This window comes from Streptomyces sp. R35, from assembly GCF_041053035.1.
GTDB classification, from domain to species: domain Bacteria; phylum Actinomycetota; class Actinomycetes; order Streptomycetales; family Streptomycetaceae; genus Streptomyces; species Streptomyces lutosisoli.
This window is the reverse complement of the sequence record NZ_CP163440.1, coordinates 3299899-3326392: the sequence shown is the minus strand read 5'-3', so window position 1 is coordinate 3326392 and position 26494 is coordinate 3299899. Positions and strand designations below refer to the sequence as shown.

Genomic DNA, 26494 nt, shown 5'->3' with positions numbered 1-26494 from the left:
ACGTAAGCCAGGTAGCCTTTCCCCGTGCCCCGTCTGTCTGAAGTCATCACCGCGCTCGACGCCCTCTGGCCCCCCGAGAGGGCCGAGGGATGGGACGCGGTCGGGACCGTCTGCGGTGACCCCGACCAGGAGGTCACGCGCGTCCTGTTCGCCGTCGACCCGGTCCGGGACATCGTCGACGAGGCGGTGAAGCTGGGTGCAAACCTGCTGGTCACCCACCATCCGCTCTATCTGCGCGGGACGACGACGGTCGCGGCCGACACCTTCAAGGGCCGGGTCGTGCACACCCTCATCAAGAACGACATCGCGCTGCACGTCGCCCACACCAACGCCGACCGCGCCGACCCGGGAGTCAGCGACGCCCTCGCCGGGGCGCTCGACCTCCGTGTCGTACGCCCCCTCGTGCCGGACCCGACCGACCCGGAGGGCCGTCGGGGCCAGGGCCGCGTCTGTGAGCTGGACCACCCGCTGACCGTCCGCGAACTCGCCGCACGCGCCGCCGAACGGCTGCCCGCCACCGCGCAGGGCATCCGCGTCGCGGGCGACCCCGAGGCGGTCGTACGGACCGTCGCGGTCAGCGGCGGCTCCGGCGACAGCCTCTTCGACGACGTACGCGCCGCCGGCGTGGACGCCTTCCTCACCGCGGACCTGCGCCACCACCCGGCGTCAGAGGCCCGCGCCCACAGTCCTCTCGCACTGCTCGACGCGGCGCACTGGGCCACCGAGTGGCCCTGGTGCGAGCTGGCCGCCGCCCAGCTCGACGAGATCTCCGACCGGAACGGATGGGGCCTCCGGGTCCACGTCTCCAAGACGGTCACCGACCCCTGGACCGCCCACGCGGCCTCGACTACCGATACATCAGGAGCCCCCAACTGAACGCCGCGCCCGCCGACCAGATCCGACTCCTCGACGTCCAGGCCCTCGACGTACGCCTGCAGCAGCTCGCGCACAAGCGGAGGTCGCTCCCCGAGCACGCCGAGATCGAGTCGCTGAACAAGGACCTCACGCAGCTGCGCGACCTGCTCGTCGCCGCGACGACCGAGGAGAGCGACTGCGCCCGCGAGCAGACCAAGGCGGAGCAGGACGTGGACCAGGTGCGCCAGCGCGCCGCCCGCGACCAGAAGCGCCTCGACTCGGGTGCCGTGTCGTCCCCCAAGGACCTGGAGAACCTCCAGCGCGAGATCACCTCCCTCGCCAAGCGCCAGGGCGACCTGGAGGACGTCGTCCTCGAGGTCATGGAGCGCCGCGAGTCCGCCCAGGAGCGGGTCGCCGAGCTGACCGAGCGCGTCTCCTCCGTCCAGTCGAAGATCGACGGTGCGACCGCGCGCCGCGACGCCTCCTTCGAGCAGCTCGACGGCGAGACGGCCACCGTGACCAAGGAGCGTTCGGTCATCGCGGGCACCATCCCCGCCGACCTGCTGAAGCTCTACGACAAGCTGCGCGAGCAGCAGGGCGGCGTCGGCGCGGCCCGGCTCTACCAGCGCCGCTGCGAGGGCTGCCGCCTGGAGCTCAACATCACCGAGGTCAACGACGTGAAGAAGGCCTCCCCCGACACCGTGCTGCGCTGCGAGAACTGCCGCCGCATCCTGGTGCGCACCTCCGAGTCCGGCCTGTAAGGGGTTCGGCGCGTGCGGGAGTTCATCGTCGAGGCCGACGGCGGTTCCCGGGGCAACCCGGGGCCCGCGGGCTACGGCTCCGTGGTCATCGACGCGACCACGGGGGAGACGCTGGTGGAGCGCGCCGAGTACATCGGCATCGCCACCAACAACGTCGCGGAGTACAAGGGGCTGGTGACGGGGCTGCGCGCGGCCCGCGAATTGGACCCGACGGCCTCCGTCCGGGTCCGCATGGACTCCAAGCTCGTCGTCGAGCAGATGTCGGGCCGCTGGAAGATCAAGCACCCCGACATGAAGCCCCTGGCGGCCGAGGCGTCCCGCATCCTCCCGCCCACCCAGGTCACCTACGAGTGGATCCCCCGCGAGCAGAACAAGCACGCGGACCGCCTGGCCAACGAGGCGATGGACGCGGGGCGGCGGGGAGAACAGTGGTCTCCCTCGGCGTCGACGGCGGAACTGGATGCGAGGGCGGCGAGATCAGCGGTACCTGAGCCGTCAGGCCCTCCCGGGGACGCAGCGGCGGGCGCGGCAAAGGCAAGGGCGGCCTTGAAACCACCGGGTTCAGGAGCGCCCCTTAAGGGGCGCGGGGAACTGCGCGACCAGCCCCCACTCACCGGCACTATGACGTCATCCCCCCGCGGCGAAGCCGCGAAGTCAGAAGACGACGTAAGGGCCGCGCAAAACGTGGCCACTCCCCAGCCAACCGTCGGCTGGGGCACAGCCCCCGACATGGGCGCCCCCGCCACCTTCGTCCTCCTGCGCCACGGCGAGACCCCCCTGACCCCCCAGAAGCGCTTCTCGGGCAGCGGCGGCACCGACCCGTCCCTCTCGGACGTAGGCCGCGAACAGGCCGAACGCGCAGCCGCCGCCCTCGCCGCCCGCGGCACCATCCAGGCGATCGTGGCCTCACCCCTCACCCGCACCAGGCAAACCGCGGCAGCCGTAGCCGCCCGCCTGGGCCTCGACGTGGTCATCGACGACGGCCTGCGCGAAACGGACTTCGGCGCCTGGGAAGGCCTCACCTTCGCCGAAGTGCGGGAACGCTACCCCGACGACCTGAACGCCTGGCTCGCCTCCCCGAAGGCCGAACCGACCGGCGGCGGCGAGAGCTTCGCCGCGACCGCCCGCCGTATGGCGACCACCCGCGACAAACTGATCGCCTCGTACGCGGGCCGCACCGTCCTCCTCGTCACCCACGTCACCCCGATCAAGACCCTCGTACGCCTGGCCCTCGGCGCCCCGCCGGAGTCCCTGTTCCGCATGGAACTGTCGGCGGCGTCCCTCTCGGCGGTGGCGTACTACGCGGACGGCAACGCGAGCGTCCGCCTGTTCAACGACACCTCTCACCTCCGCTGAGGCTGCCGCTACGACAGCCGCTGGGCCGCACGCTTCCGGAGGATCTCCGCGCTCTCCCTGTCCGCCGGGAGGAACGCCTCCAGGTGGAGCTCGGCGAGCGTGACGTCCACCGCTGTCGCGAACGACGTCAGCGTGGTGAGCAGCCTCAACTCGCCCTCCGCGCACCGCAGACGCAGCGGCACGGCGAAGCCGAGGTAGTCCGCGCCGGGCTCGCCGGCCGGCACGTACTCCGCGAGCTCCTCGACGAGCGCGTTGAGGAGCGGATCGGGGCTGCGTACGGCCCGGGCCCGCAGGTTCTCCACGATGTGCTGCCCCCACGCGTCCAGGTTCACCACCCGTGACGCCATCCCGCGCGGATGCAGCGCCAGCCGCAGTACGTTGACCGGCGGTGCGAGCAACTCGGGAGCGGCCCCCTCCGTGAGTACGTCGAACGCCGCGTTGGCCGCGACGAGTTCACCCCGCGGCCCCGCCACCACCGCCGGGTACGGAAGGTGTCCTTCGAGAATGCTGTCCAACGCCTCCCGTACGGGCTTCAGCGCGACCGCGTCGAGCGGCGACTCGGCGAACGCGGGCGCGTAACCGGCGGCCAGCAGCAGCGAGTTGCGCTCCCGCAGCGTCAGGCCGAGCGACTCGGCGAGCCTGATCACGATCTCTCTGCCGGGCACCGAACGCCCGCGCTCGATGAAGCTGACGTACCGCTGCGTCGTCCCCGCCCGCGAGGCGAGCTCCAGCTGACTGACCCGGCGCGCGGTACGCCAGCGCAACAGCTCCCGGGCGAAGGGCGGCGGTCCGGTCACGGAGGTGCTGGTGGTCATGGGTCAGTTGTACGTCACGGGTACGACATCGACGCGCGGGCGACCCGGCGATCCGTCATACCCAGCCGGGAATTGAGCGGCGCACCCCCTCCGAGCAGCATGGACACAGCCACGGAGGACCTCACCCCAGGGAGCGGACATGCGCGCCTACCACCTCGAAACGCTCGGCACCATCGACGGCATCGCCTCGCGCGAGACGGACCGCCCCGAACCCGGCCCCCGCGAGATCCTCGTCCGCGTCCGCGCCGTCTCCCTCAACAAGCGCGATCTGCTGATCATGAAGGGGACCTACCCGCTGAAGGCCGTGCCGGACGTGATTCCGGTGAGCGACGGAGCGGGTGAAGTCGTCGCGGTGGGTGGGGAAGTGACGCGGTTCGCGGTCGGCGACCGGGTGGCGGGAACGTACTTCCCGAACTGGCTCGACGGACGGATCACTCCGGCCCTGTTCGACCAGCCGGGCGCCACCCTGAACGGCATGCTCACCGAGTACGCCCGCCTCGACCAGGAGGCCGCCGTCCGCGTCCCGGACCATCTGACCTGGGAGGAGGCGGCCTGTCTGCCCTGCGCCGGAGTCACAGCCTGGCACTCCCTGACCGGCGGCGAACCCCTCACCCCCGGCCAGACCGTGCTCACGCTCGGCACCGGCGCGCTGTCCCTCTTCACGGTGCAGTTCGCCAAGATGCTGGGCGCCGAGGTCATCGCGACGACGTCGAGCGCCGTCAAGGCGGACCGCCTCAAGGCCCTCGGCGCCGACCACGTCGTCAACTACGCCGAGAACCCCGAATGGGGCCTGGAGGTACGGAAGCTGACCGGCGGCCGTGGCGCCGACCTCGTCGTCGAGACCAACGGCCCCGACACCATCGAGCAGTCGATGCGCGCCACCGCGCTCTACGGCCAGATCGTGCTCCTGATCACCGGCAACCCCCGCAGGTCCGGCATCGAGATCTCCAACGCGGCGTACGCGGCGAGCCTGGCGACCATTCGCCGCGTGTTCGTCGGCAGCCGGGCCCACTTCGAGTCGATGAACAGGGCGTTGGCGCTGCACGGGACGCGCCCGGTCATCGACCGCGTCTTCGGCTTCGACGAGGTGCACGAGGCGTTCCGCTACTACGAGAGCGGCGTGGCCTTCGGCAAGGTCGTCATCCGCGTGGCCTGAGCCACGGTTGCGGATTGAGCCATGGTCGGCTGCTTGAGTTACGGCCGCAGCGCCGCCGCCTCGCGCGCCAGCCGCTCCACCCGTCCCCAGTCCTTCGCCGCGAGCGCGTCGTCGGGAAGCATCCAAGTCCCGCCCACACAACCGACGTTGGGGAGGGCCAGATACTCCGCCGCGGAGCCGGGACCGATGCCGCCCGTCGGGCAGAAGCGTGCCAGCGGCAGCGGGCCGGCGAGCGACTTGAGATACGCCGTACCGCCCGCCGCCTGCGCCGGGAAGAACTTCATCTCGCGCACCCCGCGCTCCAGCAGCGTCACCACCTCCGACGTGGTGGACACCCCCGGCAGGAACGGCACCCCGGACGCCCGCATGGCATCGAGCAGTACGTCCGTCCAGCCCGGGCTGACGAGGAAGCGGGCGCCCGCCACCACCGAGTCGGTCACCTGCTCCGGCGACAGGACCGTGCCCGCGCCGACCACCGCGCCCGGCACCTCCGCCGCGATCGCCCGGATCGCGTCCAGCGCGGCCGGCGTCCGCAGCGTCACCTCGATCGCGGGCAGCCCGCCCGCGACCAGCGCCCGCGCCAGCGGTACGGCGTCGGCGGCGTCCGTGACCACGACGACGGGGACCACGGGGGCGAGGTCCAGTACGGAGGCAGGCCGGGACGAGGGCAGCGGCGAAGTCATGCCCGCCATCCTGCCCGGGGTGTGCAGCATGCGCAAAGGTCGTTGCGCATGCTGCAATGCACGCTAAGCGGGAGTGCTCACACGCCACGCGCCACACGGCTAAGCGGGAGCGCTCACGCGCCGCACGGGAGTGGTCAGTGGATCTCCGTCACGACCACGTCCAGCGCCCACGGCCTGCCCGCCTTGCCCGGCGCCTCCGCCTCCACCACGTACCCGAGGTCCCGCAGCGCCTCCACCAGCTCCGCCGGGTCCTTCGGCGCCGCACCGGTGGTCAGCAGGCTGCGGACGATCTTGCCCTTGGTCGCCTTGTTGAAGTGGCTGACGACGGACCGCTTCTCGACGCCGTTCACCAGCTGGGAGTGCAGCACCCGTACGGTCGCTGTCCGCCCGGCGACCTCGCCCTTCGGCTTCCACGCCGCCGTGTACGCCGAGGAGCGCAGGTCCAGCACGAGCCCGTCGCCGGCAGCCTCGGGCAGCGCGGTGGCCATCGGCGTACGCCAGTGCGCGCCCAGCGCCCCGAGCCCGGGCAGCTTCACCCCCATCGAGCAGCGGTACGACGGGATCCGGTCGCTCACCCGGACGGCGCCCCACAGGCCCGAGAACACCAGCAGCGAACGGCCCGCGCGCCGCTTGGCCGTCGCGTCCAGCGAGGCCAGGTCCAGGGCGTCGTACAGGACCCCCGTGTAGATCTCCCCGGCCGGGCGGGCGCCCGCGGTCCGCAGTTCCGTGTTCTTGGCGACCTCGCCGCGCAGGCCCTCGCTCAGTCCGAGCACCTCGCGTGCCTTGTCCTCGTCGGCCGCGCACAGCTCGACCAGCTCGTCCAGGACGGCCTCGCGGGCGGCGGTGAGTCCCGGCAGCGACAGCGACTCCAGTTTCAGGGGGGCGCCGCGGCCCGAGGAGGCCTTGCCTTCGGAGGGAGGCAGCAGGACAAGCACACGTACTCCTTCTGTAGAGCTCCGCGACAGCGTACGGCGTGTCGCAGTACGGCGTGCCGCACGTCCGGATGCCACCCCACCACCTCCGCCCTACGCTCGACACATGCCCCGCCGCCTCATCCGCGTGACCGGCGCACCCGAAGCCCCGCTGCGGGCCGCCCTCACCGCGCTGCGCACCGAACTCGGCGTCCCCGAGAGCTTCCCGCCCGAGGTCCTCGCGGAGGCCGAACGGGCCGCGAAGGCTCCCGCTCTCCCCTCCCACGACGCCACCGACATCCCCCTCTTCACCATCGACCCGCCGACGTCCAACGACCTCGACCAGGCGATGCACCTCGCGCGACGCAGGAACGGCGGCTACCGCGTCCGGTACGCCATCGCCGACGTCGCCGCCTTCGTCGTACCCGGCGGCGCCCTGGACGCCGAGGCCCACCGCCGCGTCATGACCCTCTACTTCCCGGACGAGAAGATCCCCCTCCACCCGCCCCGGCTCTCCGAAGGCACCGTCAGCCTGCTCCCCGACCAGACCTGCCCGGCGGTGCTGTGGACGATCGACCTCGACGCGGACGGGCGTACCCAGTCGACCGACGTACGCCGCGCCCTCGTACGCAGCCGCGCCAAGCTCGACTACGCGCACGTACAGCGGCAGATCGACGAAAGGACGGCGGAGGAGCCGCTCGCCCTCCTCAAGGACATCGGGGAGGCGCGCGAACGACTGGAGGTCGAGCGCGGCGGCATCTCGCTCAACGTCCCCGAGCAGGAGATCGTCGAGCAGGACGGGATGTACGAACTCGTCTACCGCGCCCCGCTCCCCGCCGACGGCTGGAACGCACAGATCTCCCTGCTCACCGGCATGGCGGCGGCCGACCTGATGCTCGCCCACGGCACGGGCGTCCTGCGCACCCTCCCCGCCGCCCCCGACGGCGCGGTCGGCCGCCTCCGCCGCACGGCGAAGGCCCTGCGCATCAACTGGCCGCACCACGTCTCGTACGCACAGCTCATCCGCGCCCTCGACCCGCACTGGCCGCACCACGCCGCCTTCCTCCTGGAGTGCACGACCCTGCTGCGCGGCGCCGGCTACACGGTGTTCCGCGACGGCGTCCTCCCCGAGGTCACCTCCCACGCCGCCGTCGCCGCGCCCTACGCCCACTGCACGGCCCCGCTACGCCGCCTCGCCGACCGCTACACCTCGGAGATCTGCCTCGCGGCCGCCGCCGACCAGCCGCCCCCCGACTGGGTCCTCACCGCCCTCGACGACCTCCCCCAGCAGATGGCCGAGGGCACCCACCGCGCGGGCACCGTCGAGCGCGAGTGCGTCGACATCGTGGAGGCCGCCCTCCTCAGAGACCGCGTCGGCGACCTCTTCGAGGCCTGCGTGGTCGACGTCCAGGAACACGAACCCACCGTCGGAACCGTCCAGTTGGAGTCCCCGGCCGTCTTCGCCCGCATCACCGGCGGCACGACCGAGCTGCCGCTCGGGGAGCGGTTGCGGGTACGGCTCACGCAGGCGGATCCGGGGAGGGCGAAGGTGCAGTTCGCGCCGACGTGATCCGTTCCTGGGGGCGCCTGTGCCTCTAAAAGACGGGGCCGGCCTGGGATTGCGGGGCGTAGCCCCGTGCTTTTAGGGGCGCGGGGAACTGCGCGACCAGCCCCCACCGTCCCGCAGCCAAACGGACAACCCTCATCACCCCCAGCGACCTCCTTGACGGCTAACGCCGTTAGCCGTAATGTCGTGGCTAACGGCGTTAGCCAATCGCCGACGGCCCCAGGAGGCAACCATGACCACAGTCACCGGCACCCCCGTCCATAAGGTCCGCACCACCGTCCTTCGAACCGCCTGGCTCGCGAGCGCTCTGTTCTGGTCCGCCTTCGCGATCCTCGAAGCCATCAACCACGGCTGGCTCGCGGGCGCCCTCGCCCTCGTCTTCTTCGTACTGCCGGACCTGACCTTCCTGGTCGCCCTCGACGACGCACCCCGCATGGCGAAGGGCCAGCTGCCGCCCCGCGCGGTCCCGTACTACAACGCCCTGCACCGAGCCCTGGTCCCGCTCGCCCTCATGGCGCTCTACACGGTCACGCCCATGACCTGGGCCCCAGCCTTCGCGGCCCTGTGCGGTTGGGTCGCCCACATCTCGTACGATCGCGCCTTCGGGTACGGACTGCGGACGAAGGAGGGCTTCCAGCGTGGCTGAGCAACTGACCGAGCGAGCCCAGGAGATCGTGACGGCGGCCCGGACCCTGCTGGAGGAGTCAGGGCCCACCGTCCTCACCATGCGCGCCCTCGCCGACCGCCTCGGCATCAAGGCCCCGTCCCTCTACAAGCACTTCCCGGACAAGCACGCTGTCGAGGTCGAGCTGATCGCGCAGATGCTCACGGAGTCGGCCGAGGCGCTGGAGGCCGCGGAGGCCCGCGCCCCCGGTTCGCTCCAGGCGCTGGCAGAGGCGTACCGGACGTACGCCCTCGCCCACCCCCACCTCTACTGCCTCGCCACCGAACGCCCCCTGCCGCGCGCGTCACTGCCGCCGGGGCTGGAGGACCGGGCCGCGCTGCCGCTGCTGCGGGTGTGCGGCGGGGACCTGGATCTGGCCCGTACGGTCTGGGCGTTCGCACACGGCATGGTGATCCTGGAGATCCACGGCCGGTTTCCGGACGACGCCGACCTGGCGGCGGCATGGAAACGGGGCCTGAAGGCGTTCCACCCCTAGGACGGCGGGAACGGGGAGGGCGAGGACAAGGTGAGAGCACGGGAACAGGCCCTGTGGACCAGAGCGCGGCTCGGCCGCTGCGGCCCCCCACTCGATCTCCTGACCGCCCGCTTCGACCGGCACGTCTACGCCCCGCACGCCCACGACGAGTTCACCATCGGCGTCTGCGTCGGCGGCTCGGAGATCATCGACTACCGAGGCGGCCGTATCCACACAGGCCCCGGCTCCATCGTCGTCCTGGCCCCCGGCGAGATGCACACCGGCGGCCCCGCCGCCTCGGACGGCTACGCCTACCGCGCCCTCTACGCCGAACCCGCCCTGCTCACGGAGGGCACCCTGGGCGGCCTCCCGCACTTCCGCGAGCCGCTCCTCGACGACCCCGAGCTGGCCGCGGCCCTGCGCACGGCACACACCGAACTGAGCGTCTGCCCGGACCCGTTGGAGGCCGAGTCCCGCCTCCCATGGCTGCTCACGGCCCTCGCCTGCCGCCACTCCACGGCCCGCCCCGCCTGCGACACGGTCTCCGGAGCGGCCCACATAGCCCACGCCGTACGCGACCGCCTCGCCGACGAACTCCAGACACCCCCCTCCCTCGCCTCCCTCGCCACCGACCTGGGCCTGTCCCGCTACCAGCTCCTGCGCGCCTTCCGTACGACGATGGGGATACCGCCGTACGCCTGGCTGGCCCAGTACCGGGTGACCAGGGCGCGAGGGCTGCTGGAGTCGGGGCTGCGCCCGGCGGAGGTGGCGTCACTCGTGGGCTTCGCGGACCAGGCACACCTCACGCGCTGGTTCCGACGGGTACTGGGGGTGACCCCGGCGGCGTACCGCAACAGCGTTCAAGACACCTGACATCGAGGCGGCCGAAACTGCCCGCATGACTGCACGCGGCTGGTTTCTGTTCTCCCTGATGGGAGTGGTGTGGGGCATCCCCTACCTGATGATCAAGGTGGCGGTGGACGGCGTCTCCCCGTCCATGGTGGTGTTCACGCGCTGTACGGTGGGCGCCGCGCTCCTGCTCCCCTTCGCAATACGTCAAGGCGGCCTGACCCGCACCGTCCGCACCCACTGGCGCCCCATGCTGGCCTTCGCGTGCATAGAGATCATGGTCCCGTGGTGGACCCTCACCGACGCCGAACGCCACCTCTCCAGCTCCACCGCGGGCCTGCTGATCGCCGGCGTACCGATCGTCGGCGTGGCAGCGGCCCGCCTCTTCGGCGACACGGAACGCCTCGGCGCCCGTCGGATGACGGGCCTGGCGCTGGGCCTGTCCGGTGTCGCGGTCCTGACCGTCCCGCACCTGACGGGCGGCGACGCCCGCTCGCTGGCCGAGGTACTGCTGACGGTCGTCGGCTACGCGACGGCGCCGGTTATCGCGGCGCGCCACTTGAAGGACGTACCGTCGCTCCACCTCACGGCCCCGTGCCTAGCCCTGGCGGCGCTGGTGTACGCCCCCGCGGCGGCGGCCACCTGGCCTGCCACAACCCCTTCCCCTCAGGTCCTGTCGGCCCTGGCCGGCCTGGGGGTGATCTGCACGGCGATAGCCTTCGTGGCCTTCCTGGAACTGATCAAGGAGGCGGGCCCAACGAGGGCGACGGTGATCACGTACGTCAACCCGGCGGTCGCGGTGGCGGCGGGAGCCATCTTCTTGGACGAGGCCTTGACCCCCGGTGTCGTAGGGGCCTTCGCCCTGATCTTGGCGGGCTCGGTCCTAGCGACGGCGAAGGCGAAGGCGACGGGAACGGAGGTGGGTGCAGGTGCGGCCGGACCAAGGCGCACCCCACGCCCGGTACCATGGTCGACACGGCAGACGAGCCGGGCGGACGGCCGCGTGGAGGTTCTTGTGAACCTCCCCGAGGAACGTCCGGGCTCCACAGGGCAGGGTGATGGCTAACGGCCACCCGGGGTGACCCGCGGGACAGTGCCACAGAAAGTAAACCGCCGGGGATCTCGATCCTCGGTAAGGGTGAAACGGTGGTGTAAGAGACCACCAGCGCCTGAGGCGACTCAGGCGGCTAGGTAAACCCCACCCGGAGCAAGGTCAAGAGGGGGCACCCCGGTGCCCCTGCGCGGACGTTCGAGGGCTGCCCGCCCGAGTCCGCGGGTAGACCGCACGAGGCCGACGGCAACGTCGGCCCTAGATGGATGGCCGTCTCCCCGGCCCCCGCGAGGTGGTCGGGCGACAGAACCCGGCGTATAGCCCGACTCGTCTGCCTTCAGCCCCCCGGCCTGGGTATTTGTTCAGATTGGGGGCATTGCAGTGCATACGGGCTTCCCTCGTTCCGTGCGGCTTCTCGGGCTCCCCGTGCGACTGTTTGGGTGAATGGCGGGGGTGGGGTGACCGGCGTAGATCTGCTGCTCGGGGGTCGTGACGGTGCGTGTCAGGGCGGTCGACGCCAGGCGTTGATCTCCGACTGTCTAGTGCCTGACCAACTCTGGAGCGGGGTTTTGAATCCGCGACCTCTTTGTCCCGAATAAGGTCAGGGTTAGATCTCCATCTAACACTCGATGAGTATGTGCAGGTCAGAGCCTTGGTCTGAGTTGGTCCGACTCGGTCCCACGGGGGCGTTAGGAGAAGATCTTCTCCCAGATTTCTCCCAGCCCCCTGCGACTCCCTCGGCGTCGGCTTCATCGCGAGTGATGCGCCCGAGGACGACGAGGGCGAGGGAGCCTCGTCTTCCTGGCCCACCGGGTCCTCGACCACGTCCCGGTGCGGTCTGCTTGCGATTCAGAGCTTGGGGGCTCCCCGGCCCTGCTGCCCGTCGACCTACGCGATGTGATCTTCCTCCAGTTCCGCGGTGAGGCGGTTGGAGAAGCGGCTCACCATGCGCTTGGACTCGGCCTCCTCGAGCGCGACGCCGTACACAGCCTCCACGTTGTCACCGAACTCCCGGGCGGTGGGGAAGCTGCCGTTGATCGACTGCCTGAAGACCAGGTAGTAGTTCTCCTCGCTCAGCTGGAGCTCCTCCGCGGACGCCCGACCGGTGATCCTTTCGATCTCGGCATCGAGTTTCTCGGCGCGCCGGACGAACACCCCCAGCTCGCGCCTGACCACTGCGACCGTGCGCTTGGCCTCGCGGATCGCCTCGGCCTTGAGCTTCTCGGCCTCCGCGACGGTCCGCTCCGCCTCCGCCCGGAGCTCCCAGGCACGTTTCAGGATCAGCCCTGACATGGAGTGGCTGTCCCCTAGTTGCGTGACCCCCAGGATGCTGCCGCCAGGCTCGGTGACGGCGTGGTCGGCAAGGAGCGTGCTCAACGCTTCGTAGACGGTGGCCGCGTCCGCCGGGCGGTTCTCTGGGCGCTTGGCGAGGAGGCCCAGGATGAGGTCGTTCAGCGGGACGGGGAGGCCTTCGACATAGGCGGCGGGTGGTTTCGGGATGGCCTCCATGTGCTGGCGGAGCACGGCCCACTGATTGGTGCCGGTGAACGGCGGCCGGCCGGTCACGGCGTGGTAGAGGAGACAACCCAGGGAGTACAGGTCGCTGCGGTGGTCGATCTCCCGATCGCCCTCGGTCTGCTCTGGAGACATGTACGGCGGTGAACCGAGCGGGGTGCCCGTGACGGTGAGTTCGCGAGCACCGATGGTGTCGCCCATGAACTTCGCGACCCCGAAGTCGAGAACCTTCACTGTCCCGTCCGGCGTCAGCAACGCGTTGGCGGGCTTGATGTCCCGGTGGACGACACCCTGCCGGTGCGCGACGTGCAGCGCCTCCGCGATCTGCACGGCCCACCCGGCGGCGAGCGGCCAAGCGGGCATGGACTCCTTGAGCCGCCGGTGCAGGGGCACTCCCTGCACGAGCTCCATGATGAGGAAGAGAGTCGGGCGCCCGTCGACCGACACCTCTCCCCAGTCGTGCACAGTGACGATGTTCCGGTGGGAGAGCTGTCCCGCCAGTTGCACTTCGCGCTGGAAGCGGGCGTGCGTCTCCGCCTCATCCATGCCGTACTGCGGATGAACGACCTTCACGGCGACCTCCCGCCGCATCCGCTCGTCCTGAGCCGCCCAGACTTGCCCCACGCCACCAGCGCCCAGCCGGTCACTGATCCGAAACCGTTCGGCGAGCAGTACGCCTTGCACCGGTCCCCTCCCCCGTCTGTGGATGGCCACCGCCGCACGACGGTCTGGCTCGTAAATCCCTTACGAGTATGGCGCCTTCACGTGCCCCATCGAGTCCCTTGAGCTCCGGTACGATTCGCCCGCTTCCGCCCGGTGGGGCTCGTAGCGGCCTTCCGCCGACAGGTGTTCTCCCGGCTCGGACTGCTCGCTGTGCCGCTGCTTGAGGCTCCGGGAACGGCTCACTCCAGAGCCGCTCCTCACCCAACTCCTCCCCGACGAACGCCTGCGCCCGGGTCAGCGCGAGATCCCTCAGGGCCTGCTCGGTCCAGGCGCTTCGCAGTTCGTCGCCATGGAACTGGTCACCCTCCCCGAAGGACAGCGAGTCGTAGATGGCGGCCCAAGGTGTCCGACTCCATCGAACAACAAGAGACCCTGGGTCCGAGCACTGTCCTGGGGTACAAGTGGAGCGCCTTCCGGACGCGAACCTGAGACCTACGCATTACGAGGGCCTGCAAGATCGTGACGGGGCATGCCGGGTGATCGCGCTGGATCCTGTTCTGCCCGGTCAGGAGCTAGTTACTGGATCACCGTTGCTATGTCGTACATGGTGGTGATGGCCCGTCCGCTCACGCATCGCTCACGCGCTCGACACTTCCAGGAGCGGGTGCGCGGAACAGCCGGAAGCGGCTACCCCTGTCGGTGCGCACAGGCACAATGAATACGCGTGAGCCTGTGAGGCTCAAACGTCACGGAGGGTACATGGACAGCGAGTTGACTATCTTTGCCCAGACTGCGGGGGTCACCTTGGCCGCGCTGATGACCACGGACGCATTCCAAATGTCTAAACGCGCTGTACTCGAGTTATGGCGTCGTGTCCGCCCTATGGAGACCGCAGAGGTGGATGAACAGATGGAAGCAACCCGCACCGCTCTGATGCGGGCCCAGGCCGAGGGAAACGAAGAGCAGGAGCGGGAGCTCGCGGCTTGGTGGCAGGAGCGTCTCGCGCTGCTGTTTGCCGCGGATCCGACCACTATCGACGATCTTCGTCAGGCGTTGGCCAAGGCCAGTCACGAAGAGCCGAGCCGTGATCGAACTCATGGTGGAAGCATCCGGATGACTGCCAATGCTAAGGGGCATGGACGCGTGTTCCAAGCTGGCCGCGATCAGCACATCGTTGATCGCTAATCCATGGCCGTCGAGCGGCGCGCCTGTCGTCAACGGCTCGTCGCAGGTGGGCAGAGCGGACCAACAGAGGATCGGAGCACACGTTGCTGCCTCGCGACAGTGACATCGTCCACATCAGACAGAAGGCTCGAGTCTCTGGTTCTGGCCATGTAAATCAGGCGGGCCGGGACCAAGTAGTGGTTGAGGGGAACGTCGCAAATTTCTACATGGGCGCTCACCCTCCAGCGGAGTTTGCTCCGGTTTCCCTACGACCTCCCTTGAATCTGCGGCCCCGTCGCCTACATGGGCGGGATACCGAGTTGGCAGGTCTAGGCGCTGGCGATCTGCAGCCGCTGATGGGGAAGATCACCGTACTCCACGGGATGGGAGGCATTGGGAAGACTGCGCTGGCCCTGACGATCGCCTGGCCAATGTGTCGCCGTGGTGTGCGCGTCTTGTGGGTTCAGGCATCTCAGGCCGACAGTGTCCGGGCCGCGCTACGCCAGATCGCCATGCAACTGGGTGGCCCGGAAGTCCAGGCTCGCGAGATGGCCGCGGACAACCTGAATGCGGCAGACCTGGCCTGGGAAGCTCTCCACGCGAGCGCGAAGCCTTGGTTGTTGGTCTTTGACAGTGCAGATAATCCGGCCGAGATCGAACGCGAGTTGGGACCAGGCTGGCTGGAAGGGTCTGAAGCAGGGGCAGTTCTGGTCACCACTCGGCAGGAAAGCTCTGACCTATGGCCGGCCGAAGCCGGCAAAGTGAAGCTCGATCCACTGGATTCCCTGGTCGGCACCGAAATGCTGCTTGACTTAGCCGATAAATCAGAATCACACTCTACTGAGCGTGAGGCTGCCCGTGCCCTGTCCGGGCGCCTAGGAGGTATCCCGCTCGCTTTGCGGCTTGCTGGGTGCTGCGTGTCTCAACCGCTCTCTCCATTGCCCGACTTTGAGTCATTCCGTGAGGCCCTAGACCGAGACTTCGAGAGCGTTGTCGACCGCGCCGCAGATGCATCAATTCGTCCTCGTACGGATGACGACTCTCGAAACCTTGTCATGCAGACCTGGGAGGTGTCGCTGGATGCTTTGGAACGGCAGGGCATCCCGCATGTGAGATCGATCATGCGGGTCTTGTCGTGCTGGGCGGCCCGGCCCGTGCCAGTGGGGTTGCTCTCGCCGAAGGTCCTACTCCGAACCCATGGCCAGGAGGACGGCCCTTGGGACGGACTCGCCGTGGAACGCGCGTTACGGGCCCTCAACGCCGTCGGGCTGATCGACACCATCAACGAGAACCCGGTGGCCCGGCCGGTGGAAGGTAATGACTTCTACCACTGGGCCAGCGATGCTCGTGCACACTCATGCATCGTCCTGCATCCACTGGTGGCTGAAGTAAACGCAGTACAACTGGATCGTTCCCCCGACCGTGGCCGCTCGTGGGCTGCAGCCGTGCGGTGTCTTGGAGCGTTGCGAGGCACGTGGGGAACGGAGGCCACTGCCGGTTACTGGCAACTCGTGATTCCCCACATAACATCCTTGGTGGCGAGGCTTCCCGCAGCCTACAGTGAGCTATTCGAAATTGCCGTCAATACACACATGTATTTGAGTAAATACCTCAGACTATCCGGCCAGTACGAACCCGGATACAGGTCTGCGATGGGACTTCATGATCGCCTTGATAGCTTCCACCCCAGCGGCAAGACTCGTTTCCTAGTCGAATATGAATATGCCGAATGGTCCTGGCACATGTCGCGACTCGAGGAGGCAGGTGAGTTGATTGCAGAGGCGTGCCGCCTGGCCGAAATCTCACTGGGGCCAGCAGACTTCCTGGCTCTAATGGCTCGCGAGTTGGCTATTGCAATCCATGCCGAGCGTGGTTTTCTGGAGTCGGGGGAACAAATGGCACGCGAGCTTTGCGAGGAGCTGGAAGGAAAGCATGAGTTTCCTCAACTCTCAATGCAGGCCCACCATCACCTCGCCACTATCCTCAGAGAGTCTGGGCGACTCCGCGACGCTGAGGGTCATTCCCGCAAGGCCGTGCAACTGGCAGGGGAAATAGATGTGCCAGCTTTCACTAAGGCCGTGGTCCATCATGAGATGGGGGTCATCCTGTGGCATCGAGGTCACCTTGACCAGGCGCGCAAACTACTCACCGAAGTCATGGCGCTACAAAAGAAGCACCTCCCTCCCTGGCACCCTTCGATCCTGATCACGCGCTACGATATCGCCTCCATTCATGGGATTCAAGGGAACCGAATGCGAGCGCTCGTTGAATTCATGGATATTGCTCTAATTGAGCAGGACCTGCTGGGTGGTGGGCATCGCAACACGTTGCAGACCAAACATCAGGTAGGTCAGATAATGGTTGAGATGGGGGAACTTGATCAGGCTGAAACGGTGCTCCGAGAGGTTGAGGAGGGGCAACGGACTCAGGGGCTTCTAGGTAGATCCGCAGACGTGCTTTCCACGAGACACGAATTGGTTCACATCAAAGCCCAGCGAGGGAAGTATGCTGAGGCTCATCGCGATTGGCGGCAGATCCTCGAAGAGGAGAAAAGCAGTTTGGGGGCAGAGCATCCATCGACACTTAGGACGCAGTACAATCGGGCAATTTCCTGGGCGGCACTGGGATTTCCGGGAGTGGCCCGTAAGGAGATGAGGCGGATCCTCTCAGCCCGGCGTCGTGTACTGGGAGAAGACCATTACGAAACGCGACAGGCCGCACAAATGCTCACCGACTTAACCCGTCTACCGCCCGAGGGTTGGCGCTTCGGCGGCTTCGGCAGGCGCAATATTCCGACGAATCGCAAGGCACGTAGGACTACTGGACCCACCTTGAAGGTTCCGCGGGATTGATTCGGCAGCAAAGCCAAGACAGCGTTGCTCGGTTGATGCTACGGCGGTGGGTGCCCAAAGCTGACCGTTCTCGTCTCGGACGATGGAGTCGCCTCCGAGAACGATCTGAGCAGCCTGCACAATTGAGATGTCCCACTTCGGCGGTTCTGCCGCAAGACCTCGCTCGTACATGCGGCGGCAGACACGCCACCAGCAGTGGTGGTCGCGTTTGTTGCGGATCTCGGCATAGGCGATGTTGTCGATTTGGCCGCACACGAGACATGTGCAGCGGCGCGGGCTCTGCGAATCGACGAACGGGTCGAGGGGCCGCATGCCAAGCTGTCTGTCTCGAGCATCGATACAGCCGACGCACCTGCCGGGTTTCCCCTTTCGGTTGGCACTGTCCCTGATCTTGCAGTCGGGGCACTTCCGCTCCGCCGCCACGCTGATCCTCCCCTGATAGACCGAGTGCTCGGGAGGGTAACCGCAGCCACTGACAGAGCAGAGTCGGCGCAGTTGTTACTGCCAACCGTCGAGGGAGACATCTGGCCCGCCTGCGAGATACCGGTGGAGGGCACTTGCGGTGGTGTCCACAAACTCCTCTGGGATGGCATCGGCATCAACCCAGCAGACCTGGGCGTGTTTCCGCGGTTCACGGTTTTCGGGTTCGCCAGTCCATTCGTGGGCGGCGAAGACGACGGTGAGGAAGCCGTTGGGAGCTTCCACGCCCCAGGCGCCATGGATGATGTGGGCGACCTTCAAGAACTCGGGCTTCACGGTCAGGCCCGTCTCCTCGTACAGCTCGCGTACGGCGGTCTCCGTGATGGGCTCGCCGGGCTCGCTCTTGCCGACGGGAAGGTCCCACATGCCCTGGGCGAACTTGGCGTTCTGGCTGCGCTGGAGGAGGACGACGCGGTTGGTGGCCTTGTCGTGGACGATGACGGCGGCGACCAGCAGGGTCATGGATTCCAGGGCGGGCGGCAGGGCTTTGGGCTGGTCGTCGGTGGTCCGCTGAGCCACGGCTTGTGTCCCTTCGTCGGCCGGATGGTGGCAGCTTAGGCCAGCGCTTCGAGTGCGTGGCGGGCGAGTTCGGCGGCTCCGGGCACTTTGCGGCGCTGGTAGATGGAGAGGGTGGAGCGAAGCGAGGTGATCGCTTTGCGGGTGCGGTCGGACGTCATGCCCTCCATCAAGGTCAGAGCCCGTGACCAAGCGGCTACGGCCTCGTCGGCGCGGGCCTGAGCGGCGAGGCTGTCGCCGAGGTCGGCGTAGGTGAGGGCGTGGACGCGCTTGTACTTCTCCGGGTCCCAGCGCACCAGGGCATCGCGATGTTGTTGCTCGGTGCCGACGTGGTCGGCGAGGTCGGTCAGGGTGCGGGCGGTGTGGCTGGCGACGGTGCCGGCGGCCGGGCCACTGACGCGGGAGTAGCTGGGCTGGAGGCCGTCATCGCGCAGGAGGGCGTCTTCGGCGGCGAGCAGGGCGCGGGCCGCCGCGGACTTCTCGCCGATCGCGGCGTAGGCGCGGGCGTGAGTGATGTGCAGCAGCGCCTCGGTCTGGCCGTCGACGTGGCCCAGGCCGCGGGTGAGGGCGCCTTCGACGAGGTCGACGCAGTGGTGAGGCTGCTTGAGGCTCAGTGCCTGGTGGGCAAGGGCGCGCATCATCCAGGCGGCGTGACCGCGCGGGTCGGCTTCGCAGGCGAGCTGGTAGCCGACCTGGTAGTAGCGCTGGGCGGCGCCTTCTTGGCCGAGGTCGTGGTGCTTCCACCCGGCGAGGTAGGCGAGTTCGGAAACGGCGCCGAAGGCCGCTTGCCGTAAGGCTTCGTTCGGGAAGCGTCCGCGGAGCATGGGGGCGGCGGTGTCGGCGAGGTAGGCGGTGACGGTGGTCAGGCCGTGGCCTCCGCCGAGTCGTTCGTCAGCGGCGCTGAAGGCAGCGGTGATCTGCCGTACGACATCCACGTCCTCCATCCCGACCACCGAGGTGCCGGTCCGGGCCCGCAGCATGCGTGCCGTGGCCTCGTGGTCGTAGAAGAGCGGCATGGCCACGCCCGCTGTGGTGAAGGCAGCCACGGCAAGGAAACGGCGGCGCTCGACATCGGCACGGCCCAGATCGGTGGCGGCCAGAACAGGATCGGGCTCCTCCGCCACCGCAGCTTCGGGTGCTCGAAGGCCGATCTCGGCCAAGGTGATGGTGCGGCCTGCTCGGCGGGACAGCGCCTCGGCGAGGTACTGGCCGGTCCGTCCGGTCGGCTGGCGTGTGCCGTTCACCCAGTGCGAGACGGCCGACTTGTTGGTCTGGAGGATCTCTCCGTTCTCGGCCGCGATACGCCGGATGTCCTTCGCCAGAGCATCGTAGGTGCAGCCGATCGCCTCGATGACGTCACGCAGGCGGGAGTTGGGACCTCTCGGCGCTGCCACGATCGCCTCCGTTCCGGAGCTGTAAACCGCGTATACCGCTTCAACTGCCTCTCACCGTACCCACTGTGCGTGACGGAGGGTTCACTAATCATCAGCCGCCCGGCCCCGGTTCGACACCGTGACCAGGCTCCCCCTTCGGCCGGGCGGCTCCCCGAAGTTCCGTACACCTACACCGGGTTCAGGCACCCGTGTGCCCGAACCCGGCCGATCAGAGACGGAGACACGGTGACCACCATCGACACCACGGCCATCACGGTCGTACTGCCCGAGGCGTTCGACGAGCGCTGGAGCCGCCTGCCCGGTATCCAGGTCGACGGCCGGCGCATCACCATCGACCCGGCCGACTACTTCTTCCGCTTCGAGTCCAACACCTGGCTCGTCGCCGACTGGGAGCTGGTCAAGTCCCGACTCCTGGACGTGGAAGAGACCACCGAGAGCGCGGTCGAGCAACTCGCTCTGGACTTCATCAAGGCCCATGCCAAGTCCACCTCAGACGCCGCCCGGGTGCTGTCCACCGCCTACGAGGTGTACGCCTACCTGTTCCGCGACGAACACCTCGCCGGCCTCGGCCTGCCGCAGATCACCGCCGAGCACCTACGGATGCTGCGCGAGGCAGCCACGTTGATGGCGCTGAACAAGGTGGAGCTGGACGGGCACATCTCCAACGTCGGCCCGTGCTGGTTCTTCCCCGCCGCCACCTCCGTCGTCTTCGATCTGAACGACGAGATGGGCGGCCTGCTCGACGAGGTCTACCACGGCGGCTGGTTCAACGAGCACCGCCGCATCGAGTCCATCAAGGCCCACGCCGCCCTCGGCGGCCGGCTCGTCCATGGCTGCCAGTCCGTGCCGGACCAGTCCGGCGGCGTCGTGGCGCCCTACGGTGCCTCGATGGCCACCTTCCGCGACGACCTCACGGCCTTCAAGGCCGGCTGGATCGAGCAGGTCTACGCCCACCGAGTCACCCCGGCCGCCTAGCACCACAGCCCCCGGCTCCGGGGCGGGCCGGCACTTCTCGCCCGCCCCGGACGCGTTCAACAGCACTGGAGCCCCTTATGGACACGAGCCCTAACGCCGATCTCCTGGACAACCTTCTGATGATCGCCGGCAGGTCCACCGCGGTGCGTGAGGAGGTGCGGGTGTGGTCCATGTCCGGCGTCGAACGCCTGACCTTCACCGACAGGACCACCGCCATCTTCAAGTACGCCAAGAAGCCGTTCGACAGCGAGGACCAAGCCCTCCGGCTAGCACACACCCTCGGTGTCCCCGTGCCTGCCGTTCACGCCTCCGCAGTGTTGGACGGCTGGCTCGGGATGCTGCTGGAAGACCTCGGCGCCCCCATCCGCGAGGCCGACGACCTCGACGGCGCAGCCGCAGCCGTGGTCCTGCACCGCACCCGCACGGCTGCCGCCCTGCCCGTCCTCGACCAGGCGCGGCTGCGCACCCTGCCGAGCCGGTCCTTGGAGCACCTCGGCCGACTCCGCAAATCCGACCGGTGGCAGGACGCGGACGACGTCGAGGACGCCCTCGACCGGATTGCCCAGGCCGCCGAGACACGCTCGGCCGGTACGACCGTGGCCCCGTTCGGCTGGGTGCACTCCGAATTCCACCCCACCAGCCTCCACATCGGCCGACACGGCTGGCGGCTTCTGGACTTCGCCCGCGCCTTCACCGGCCCCGGCCTGCTCGATCTCGCCAGCTGGCACGGCACCCTCGATGCCCCCGACCCCGTACGCCTGCGCGTCTTCCTGGAGACCTACGTCACCGAAGGCGGCACCCCCGACGCCCTCGACGAACGCGGCGGACTCACAGCCGAGAAGTGGGCGCTGGGCTGGCACCGCATGTGGGCCGTCGAGTGGTTCATGGAGCAGTCCATCCGCTGGATCAACGACCCGGCCACCGACCCCGCCTACATGAAGGCCGTACGCCGCCACCTCACCGATGTACTCCACCTCTTGGAGGTCTAGTGCTCGCCCAGGCTTCCCCCTGGTACATCCACGCCCTCCAACGCACCACGGCTGGCCCCGCCGAACCGCTGTCCGTACCCGCACAGTTGGAATGGACCACGCGGCCCGGCGGCGGTCCCGGCGCCAAGATCCTCGGCCCGGATCTGCGCCGCAAGCGCGTACTGGAACTCGGCTGCGGCGCCGGCCACAACGCCGCCCACCTCGCCACCCGCTACGGCGCCCAGGTCACCGGCGTCGACCTCGTCGGCCTACAGATTCGCCGAGCCCGCTCGCACTACGGCCGACTGAACAACCTGGCCTTCGTCGCGGGCCACGCCCTGCACTACCTGCAAGCCGCCGACGGGCACTTCGACGCCATCTACTCCGTCTTCGGAGCCATCGGCCTCGTAGCGCCCGAGCTTCTGCTCCCGGCCATCGCCCAGCGCCTCAAGCCCGGTCGCACTCTCGCGTTCTCCGTCCCCCACCCCCAGCGCGGCGGCCTACGCCCGACCACCGACGACCGGCCTCGCCGCGACCACGTCACCCTCCCTGATCGGACCCGACTCCCCATCGCCCGCTGGGACTTCGACGCCGACCGCTGGGAGAAACACCTCGCCCGCGCGGGCCTCTGGCTCACCTCCGCCCAGGAGTTCCACGACGCCCGCCACGGCAGCTGGCCCACCACCCTCCTCATCACCGCGCGCAAGCTCTGACCCCACCCCGGCTTCCTTGGGAGAAACCGATGCGCCCGCCCTACCTGCTCCTCGACGTCGACGGCGTCCTCGTACCCTTTCCGGACGCGGAGGGGGCCAGCCCGGCGACCCACACCCGGCACGACGTCGTACCGGCCGGCCGAGACCCCGGCGCACCCGTCACCATCTGGCTCAACCCGGCGCATGGCCCCTTGCTCATGCAGGTGATCCGAACCGGCCTGGTCACCCCCGTCTGGTGCACCAGCTGGCGCCAGGACGCCACCACCCTGATCGGCCCGCTACTCGGCCTCCCGCCCCTGCCGTACGTCGACCTCCCACGCCCGCAGATCACCACCAGCCACCCCAACGGCTACCTGTGGAAACGCGATCACGCCGATACCTGGCTCGGCGACGCACCCGCCATTTGGATCGACGACGACTTCACCGGCCTCGACCACGTCTGGGCCGCGGAACGCACCGCCCAGGGCCAGGCGACCGCCCTTGTTCAGCCCGATCCCCATGTCGGGCTGCTGGCCGAGCACCTGGTCGAGGTTCTGGCGTGGGCCGCGCGGTTGGCCGTCACACAGGCTGATGCCTCAGACAATCCACGCGGCGCCGAAGCCGCGTAGCAGAGACATGCTGTAGGAAGCGAAGATCCTCCGCGCGAGAGATGCCTTCAGGCACCAGACTGAACGTGCGATTGAGACCACAATTGAGATCACGGACAGTCGCGCGGCCCGCGCCCGAGAACGACGCCGCACCCGAAAAAGCAAAAGCCCCAGATCACGGCGAGTGAGTTCTGGGGCTTCCACAGAGCCGCCTTCGGGATTCGAACCCGAGACCTACGAGCTCGTAACACGATCTTGTTGAGGTGTCCTGGCCGGGCGTGACCGATGTGACGATTCGGCCGTTCGGGAGGGTGTGAGTACTCGGCCGTGGATCGTGGATGACGACTTGTGGACGCTGATCGAGCCGCTGTTGCCGCCCTGGCCGGAGCGATCTCCGGGGCCTCGGCCGGTGGCGGACCGGCTGTGTCTGCAGGGCATCCTGTACGTGCTCCACAACGACATAGCCTGGCACCTGCTGCCCCTGGAGCTGGGGTTCGGCTCCGGACAGACCTGCTGGCGGCGTCTGGAGAGGTGGCAGCAGGCTGGGGTCTTCGACCGGCTGCACCGCGTTCTGCTTGCCGAGCTGAATGCGGCCGGCGAACTCGACTGGTCGAGGGCATGTGTGGACGGCTCCCACATCCGCGCGAAAAAGGGGGAGCCGACACCGGTCCGTCACCGGTCGACCGCCGGAAGACGGGCAGCAAGCACCACTTGATCTGCGACGGACGCGGCACCCCGCTCAAGGTCATCACCACCGCGGCGAACGTCAACGACGTCACCCAGACCCTCGCCCTGGTCGACGGCATCCCGCCGGTGGCCGGGCGCCCCGGCCGGCCACGCCGCCGCCCCGATGCGCTGCTCGGGGACAAGGGCTACGACTCCAACCCCCACCGCAAAGAGCTGCGCAAGCGGCGGATCCTGCCGGTCATCTCCCGCAAAGGCGACCCGAACATCAAGGGCCTGGGCAAACTCCGCTACGTCGTCGAGCAGACCTTCGCCCTGCTCCACCAGTTCAAACGCCTCGCCGTCCGCTGGGAACGCCGCACCGAACTCCACGACGCCTTCGTCTCATTGGCCTGCAGCCTCATCTGCTGGAGACGCCTCAAGAAAAACCGATCATGATCGTGGCACGAGCTTTTGGCTACAACTCACACCACTCACCCAGAGGGCCGGCCGCCCGCGTCTGCGTGAAGTCGTGCACCAGGTCCCACGCCCGATCTATATCCAGGACAAAGTCGCCCGTGAACGCGGCGAGGTCGTCCATGATCGGGACTTCGACCTCAGCACCCGAGGGCGCGGTGCCGTCTCCTACAAGCAGAGACATCCGCTCGGTGTCACTCATCAGGTGAACGACCGCGTGATCATCTCGGAAGGCCAGGGTCAGCACCGGGAACTCCCTGTTCGGTGACCGAACCTCGACGTATCCCTGGCCACAGGAACGCAGGTCGTTGAAGCGATCTGACAGATCCTTCACCTCCGTGCGTCTCTCAACCGGATCGAACAGTCCCGATTCCGGCGACGTCGCCGCCCACACCACGCTCATCCATTCCCGCTTCCCCACACAGGCCATCGCCCACGATCCAGGGCCACGCTCCCACGCTCCACCACGACACGACTACTGGGACTGGGTCGCATGATCGTGTTACGAGCTCTACGCATTACGAGTTGTCCGATCTTGGTCCGGGGGCGTCCATAGACATCCGCGAGTCCGGCTTCCCGCCTGGTCACAGCACCTGCCATACGTACGTGGACGGTGACGAACGGCTGCGGAATGGCCGTCGTTGAGACCAGGATTGAGACCAGTTCTCCACCTCAGCAGCGGCCGCAGCGGCTGCTCCACCGGACTGGCCGACGGCCCAGTGGACCGAGGCACCGGAGCGGCAACGGGCCGCGGTCCGGCAGACATTGGAGAAGCCCGGCGACAGGACGCCAACCCGACCCAACTACGACTCCATCGAAGAGCGCTACCCGAGAGGGGAATATCTTACCGCCCCTTTAGCGCTCCCACAGGAATTTCAGTCATTCCGCTGTCAACTATCGACAGGCCATACCGAGAGAGAAAGGTGTTCCAATCTCGCTCTTTCGGTTCCGCATTCTCATCACTCTCCGACGAGGCAATTGTCAGCATGAAATAGGGGGCGCCCGAAAGGTCAACCTTGGTAGGTTTTTGTAGCACCCACCACGCCGCAATATACTTAGGCTTCCTTGTGGCTGAAGTCAGAGAATTACCCTCATGTAGAGGGAATGTCTGCTTAATAAAGTCCGTCCCGCGACCCGCCACCCACCCAGGAGCCTCGCTGATATGTTTGTGTGAAAGGTTCCAGGACGCTTCCGTCTCGGGGTCATCGAGGGATACTCGATCCTTTCTGACTAGAATGGCAAAGGCGGAGGCTGTGACAGTCTGATACTTAATGTCTCTGGGCAACTGAATGATGCGCTCGATAGTTTGAATATCTCCGGGCTCCAGCCAGAAAATGCTCTGACTAGGAAATATCGTACCGGCTTCGATCACTGTGGAGCCTAGAACCTGAAAATTCCTGCGAACGATCGGGTATCCGCTATCTGCATCCGCCAGCCAGTCATCAGCACTTTCCTCCCTCTCGCTCGTCATCTCGAACTGAGAATTCACGCTATATATGCTCTGGGGGACATAGGCGGGGACGACCCCGGCATTTTTCAGTGTCAGGCGTAGCGGCAAAGCGGTGCCACCAGTGGCCTCATTGGGTATCGGTTTTTCAAACTCTGCCGTAACTGATACAAGCATCGGAGTGGAGTACGGAACATAAATCTGCGAGTACCCAAAGCTAGCCAATGGCAAGAGTGCCGTCAGCAGAGCTCCCGCCGCGAAGACTCGCGGCGTACGGATCTCCTGCAAAATCCTCTCGCGGTGTAGAAGCATCCACAGCGCCCAGATCGACCAGGCCACAAAGATAATCCAGGCGATCAGCCAGTGCGTGTACTCACCCCCTCGTATTTGCATCGCCAGCAAACTTGTGTTAATGATCAGAACAAGCAGGGCGGCAACCAGGACGAAGGCACCCGATCCCCTAATCCTGTGATTTCCCCAAAAATCAAATGCGGCAACTGCTGCAGTGAACATCAGCAAGGCAACGACCAGCCCAAAGAAGCCGCTCATCCGCCCCGCGAACGAGAGCGCTTCGCTGACGTCTTTCAATCCGAACCTGGCAAGAACCCCGCCCGCAGTCAACAAACCTGCAGCCATTACGATCGCTACAGGAACACTTCGGGGCCGCCCGCTTGCGTCGTCGGGTTCACGAGAAGCATTGGGATTTTCCATAAGACTACAATGAGCGCAACGGCCGGTCCGCGCTCACGAAAGTACGCCATAAGTGGCACTGCTGAGCTACAGAAGAAGGCGGCCACACAGAAGCAGCCGGCCACCAAGACTCGCATGCGCGGAAGAACGTGGGGTCGCTAGCGCGGGCCTGACGGGCATCGTCGGCGTACGAGCGTCACGCGGCATCCGGCGCCCTGGAGCGTCCAAGTGAAAGACAGTGCCGCCA

Annotated in this window: 23 protein-coding genes, 1 other RNA gene and 1 pseudogene; 17 read left to right on the top strand and 8 right to left on the bottom strand. The window is 67.6% G+C overall.

The window, feature by feature from the left end; translation table 11 throughout:
- Positions 1 to 24: 24 nt before the first annotated feature.
- Genes AB5J50_RS15330 through AB5J50_RS15320 form a run of 3 tightly spaced genes read left to right on the top strand, consistent with a single transcriptional unit; the run spans position 25 to position 2972 of the window.
- Complete coding sequence (locus tag AB5J50_RS15330) at positions 25 to 876, top strand: Nif3-like dinuclear metal center hexameric protein (RefSeq protein WP_369258403.1); 852 nt, start codon at positions 25 to 27, stop codon at positions 874 to 876.
- On the top strand, positions 873 to 1616 hold the full coding sequence (locus AB5J50_RS15325) for a zinc ribbon domain-containing protein (RefSeq protein ID WP_369265402.1): 744 nt from the start codon (positions 873 to 875) through the stop codon (positions 1614 to 1616). The genes AB5J50_RS15330 and AB5J50_RS15325 overlap by 4 nt, the downstream gene beginning before the upstream one ends.
- A 12-nt stretch (positions 1617 to 1628) precedes the next feature.
- Positions 1629 to 2972, top strand: a complete 1344-nt coding sequence (locus AB5J50_RS15320) for a bifunctional RNase H/acid phosphatase (RefSeq protein WP_369258401.1) — start codon at positions 1629 to 1631, stop codon at positions 2970 to 2972.
- Positions 2973 to 2980: 8 nt separating this feature from the next.
- Here AB5J50_RS15320 and AB5J50_RS15315 read toward each other — a convergent pair whose 3' ends face one another.
- A complete protein-coding gene (locus AB5J50_RS15315; RefSeq protein WP_369258399.1) occupies positions 2981 to 3787 on the bottom strand; it encodes a helix-turn-helix domain-containing protein in 807 nt (268 codons plus the stop codon).
- Between the two features lie 139 nt (positions 3788 to 3926).
- Here AB5J50_RS15315 and AB5J50_RS15310 point away from each other — a divergent pair, with 139 nt between their 5' ends.
- Positions 3927 to 4943: an NAD(P)-dependent alcohol dehydrogenase gene (locus AB5J50_RS15310; protein ID WP_369258397.1), complete on the top strand. Its 1017-nt coding sequence runs from the start codon at positions 3927 to 3929 to the stop codon at positions 4941 to 4943.
- 38 nt (positions 4944 to 4981) lie between these two features.
- Here the strand turns inward: AB5J50_RS15310 and eda are convergent, their stop codons facing one another.
- Together eda and yaaA are read right to left on the bottom strand one after the other, a co-directional pair.
- Positions 4982 to 5626, bottom strand: coding sequence for a bifunctional 4-hydroxy-2-oxoglutarate aldolase/2-dehydro-3-deoxy-phosphogluconate aldolase (gene eda / locus AB5J50_RS15305; RefSeq protein WP_369258395.1), 645 nt, complete (start codon positions 5624 to 5626; stop codon positions 4982 to 4984).
- A 134-nt stretch (positions 5627 to 5760) separates the two neighbouring features.
- Complete coding sequence (yaaA, locus tag AB5J50_RS15300; protein WP_369258393.1) at positions 5761 to 6561, bottom strand: peroxide stress protein YaaA; 801 nt, start codon at positions 6559 to 6561, stop codon at positions 5761 to 5763.
- A 103-nt stretch (positions 6562 to 6664) separates the two neighbouring features.
- On the opposite strand from yaaA, the gene AB5J50_RS15295 reads away from it, so the two are divergent.
- The 6 genes and pseudogenes from AB5J50_RS15295 to rnpB all read left to right on the top strand — a co-directional run bounded on the left by AB5J50_RS15295 (position 6665) and on the right by rnpB (position 11477).
- Positions 6665 to 8107 carry an RNB domain-containing ribonuclease gene (locus tag AB5J50_RS15295; RefSeq protein WP_369258391.1) on the top strand — a complete coding sequence of 481 codons (1443 nt, stop codon included), beginning with the start codon at positions 6665 to 6667 and terminating at the stop codon, positions 8105 to 8107.
- 229 nt (positions 8108 to 8336) lie between these two features.
- Positions 8337 to 8750 carry a DUF4260 family protein gene (locus AB5J50_RS15290; protein ID WP_369258389.1) on the top strand — a complete coding sequence of 138 codons (414 nt, stop codon included), beginning with the start codon at positions 8337 to 8339 and terminating at the stop codon, positions 8748 to 8750.
- Positions 8751 to 8754: 4 nt separating this feature from the next.
- Positions 8755 to 9264 carry a TetR/AcrR family transcriptional regulator gene (locus AB5J50_RS15285; protein ID WP_369265401.1) on the top strand — a complete coding sequence of 170 codons (510 nt, stop codon included), beginning with the start codon at positions 8755 to 8757 and terminating at the stop codon, positions 9262 to 9264.
- 30 nt (positions 9265 to 9294) lie between these two features.
- On the top strand, positions 9295 to 10116 hold the full coding sequence (locus AB5J50_RS15280; RefSeq protein ID WP_369258387.1) for an AraC family transcriptional regulator: 822 nt from the start codon (positions 9295 to 9297) through the stop codon (positions 10114 to 10116).
- A 25-nt stretch (positions 10117 to 10141) separates the two neighbouring features.
- Positions 10142 to 10921 (top strand): annotated as a pseudogene (locus AB5J50_RS15275) (DMT family transporter); the annotation flags it as partial.
- Positions 10922 to 11075: 154 nt separating this feature from the next.
- An RNA gene (gene rnpB / locus AB5J50_RS15270) (RNase P RNA component class A) lies at positions 11076 to 11477 on the top strand.
- A gap of 554 nt (positions 11478 to 12031) precedes the next feature.
- On the opposite strand, the gene AB5J50_RS15265 is transcribed toward rnpB, so the two are convergent.
- Positions 12032 to 13342, bottom strand: a complete 1311-nt coding sequence (locus AB5J50_RS15265; RefSeq protein ID WP_369258385.1) for a protein kinase — start codon at positions 13340 to 13342, stop codon at positions 12032 to 12034.
- Positions 13343 to 14080: 738 nt separating this feature from the next.
- Here AB5J50_RS15265 and AB5J50_RS15260 point away from each other — a divergent pair.
- On the top strand, positions 14081 to 14506 hold the full coding sequence (locus AB5J50_RS15260) for a hypothetical protein (RefSeq protein WP_369258383.1): 426 nt from the start codon (positions 14081 to 14083) through the stop codon (positions 14504 to 14506).
- 206 nt (positions 14507 to 14712) lie between these two features.
- Positions 14713 to 17337: a tetratricopeptide repeat protein gene (locus AB5J50_RS15255; protein WP_369265400.1), complete on the top strand. Its 2625-nt coding sequence runs from the start codon at positions 14713 to 14715 to the stop codon at positions 17335 to 17337.
- Positions 17338 to 17835: 498 nt separating this feature from the next.
- Here AB5J50_RS15255 and AB5J50_RS15250 read toward each other — a convergent pair whose 3' ends face one another.
- Positions 17836 to 18336: an NUDIX domain-containing protein gene (locus tag AB5J50_RS15250; RefSeq protein WP_369258381.1), complete on the bottom strand. Its 501-nt coding sequence runs from the start codon at positions 18334 to 18336 to the stop codon at positions 17836 to 17838.
- Positions 18337 to 18371: 35 nt separating this feature from the next.
- Positions 18372 to 19727 carry a tetratricopeptide repeat protein gene (locus tag AB5J50_RS15245; RefSeq protein WP_369258379.1) on the bottom strand — a complete coding sequence of 452 codons (1356 nt, stop codon included), beginning with the start codon at positions 19725 to 19727 and terminating at the stop codon, positions 18372 to 18374.
- A 225-nt stretch (positions 19728 to 19952) separates the two neighbouring features.
- On the opposite strand from AB5J50_RS15245, the gene AB5J50_RS15240 reads away from it, so the two are divergent.
- The 5 genes from AB5J50_RS15240 (at position 19953) to AB5J50_RS15220 (ending at position 24092) form a co-directional block, all read left to right on the top strand.
- Entirely contained in the window at positions 19953 to 20702 is a 750-nt protein-coding gene (locus tag AB5J50_RS15240) for a hypothetical protein (RefSeq protein ID WP_369258377.1), read from the top strand.
- A gap of 77 nt (positions 20703 to 20779) precedes the next feature.
- On the top strand, positions 20780 to 21691 hold the full coding sequence (locus AB5J50_RS15235) for an aminoglycoside phosphotransferase family protein (protein ID WP_369258375.1): 912 nt from the start codon (positions 20780 to 20782) through the stop codon (positions 21689 to 21691).
- Positions 21691 to 22383: a class I SAM-dependent methyltransferase gene (locus AB5J50_RS15230; RefSeq protein WP_369258373.1), complete on the top strand. Its 693-nt coding sequence runs from the start codon at positions 21691 to 21693 to the stop codon at positions 22381 to 22383. Before AB5J50_RS15235 ends, AB5J50_RS15230 begins: the two co-directional genes overlap by 1 nt.
- Positions 22384 to 22412: 29 nt before the next feature.
- On the top strand, positions 22413 to 22991 hold the full coding sequence (locus tag AB5J50_RS15225) for an HAD domain-containing protein (RefSeq protein ID WP_369258371.1): 579 nt from the start codon (positions 22413 to 22415) through the stop codon (positions 22989 to 22991).
- Positions 22992 to 23283: 292 nt separating this feature from the next.
- Positions 23284 to 24092 (top strand): IS5 family transposase gene (locus AB5J50_RS15220; RefSeq protein WP_369258369.1). Its coding sequence is split into 2 segments (ribosomal slippage): positions 23284 to 23601 and positions 23604 to 24092, totalling 807 coding nucleotides; the frame shifts between segments, so codons are not numbered across the junction.
- Between the two features lie 19 nt (positions 24093 to 24111).
- On the opposite strand, the gene AB5J50_RS15215 is transcribed toward AB5J50_RS15220, so the two are convergent.
- Entirely contained in the window at positions 24112 to 24513 is a 402-nt protein-coding gene (locus tag AB5J50_RS15215) for a hypothetical protein (RefSeq protein ID WP_369258367.1), read from the bottom strand.
- Between the two features lie 441 nt (positions 24514 to 24954).
- Complete coding sequence (locus AB5J50_RS15210; RefSeq protein ID WP_369258365.1) at positions 24955 to 26268, bottom strand: hypothetical protein; 1314 nt, start codon at positions 26266 to 26268, stop codon at positions 24955 to 24957.
- Between the last annotated feature and the right edge of the window lie 226 nt (positions 26269 to 26494).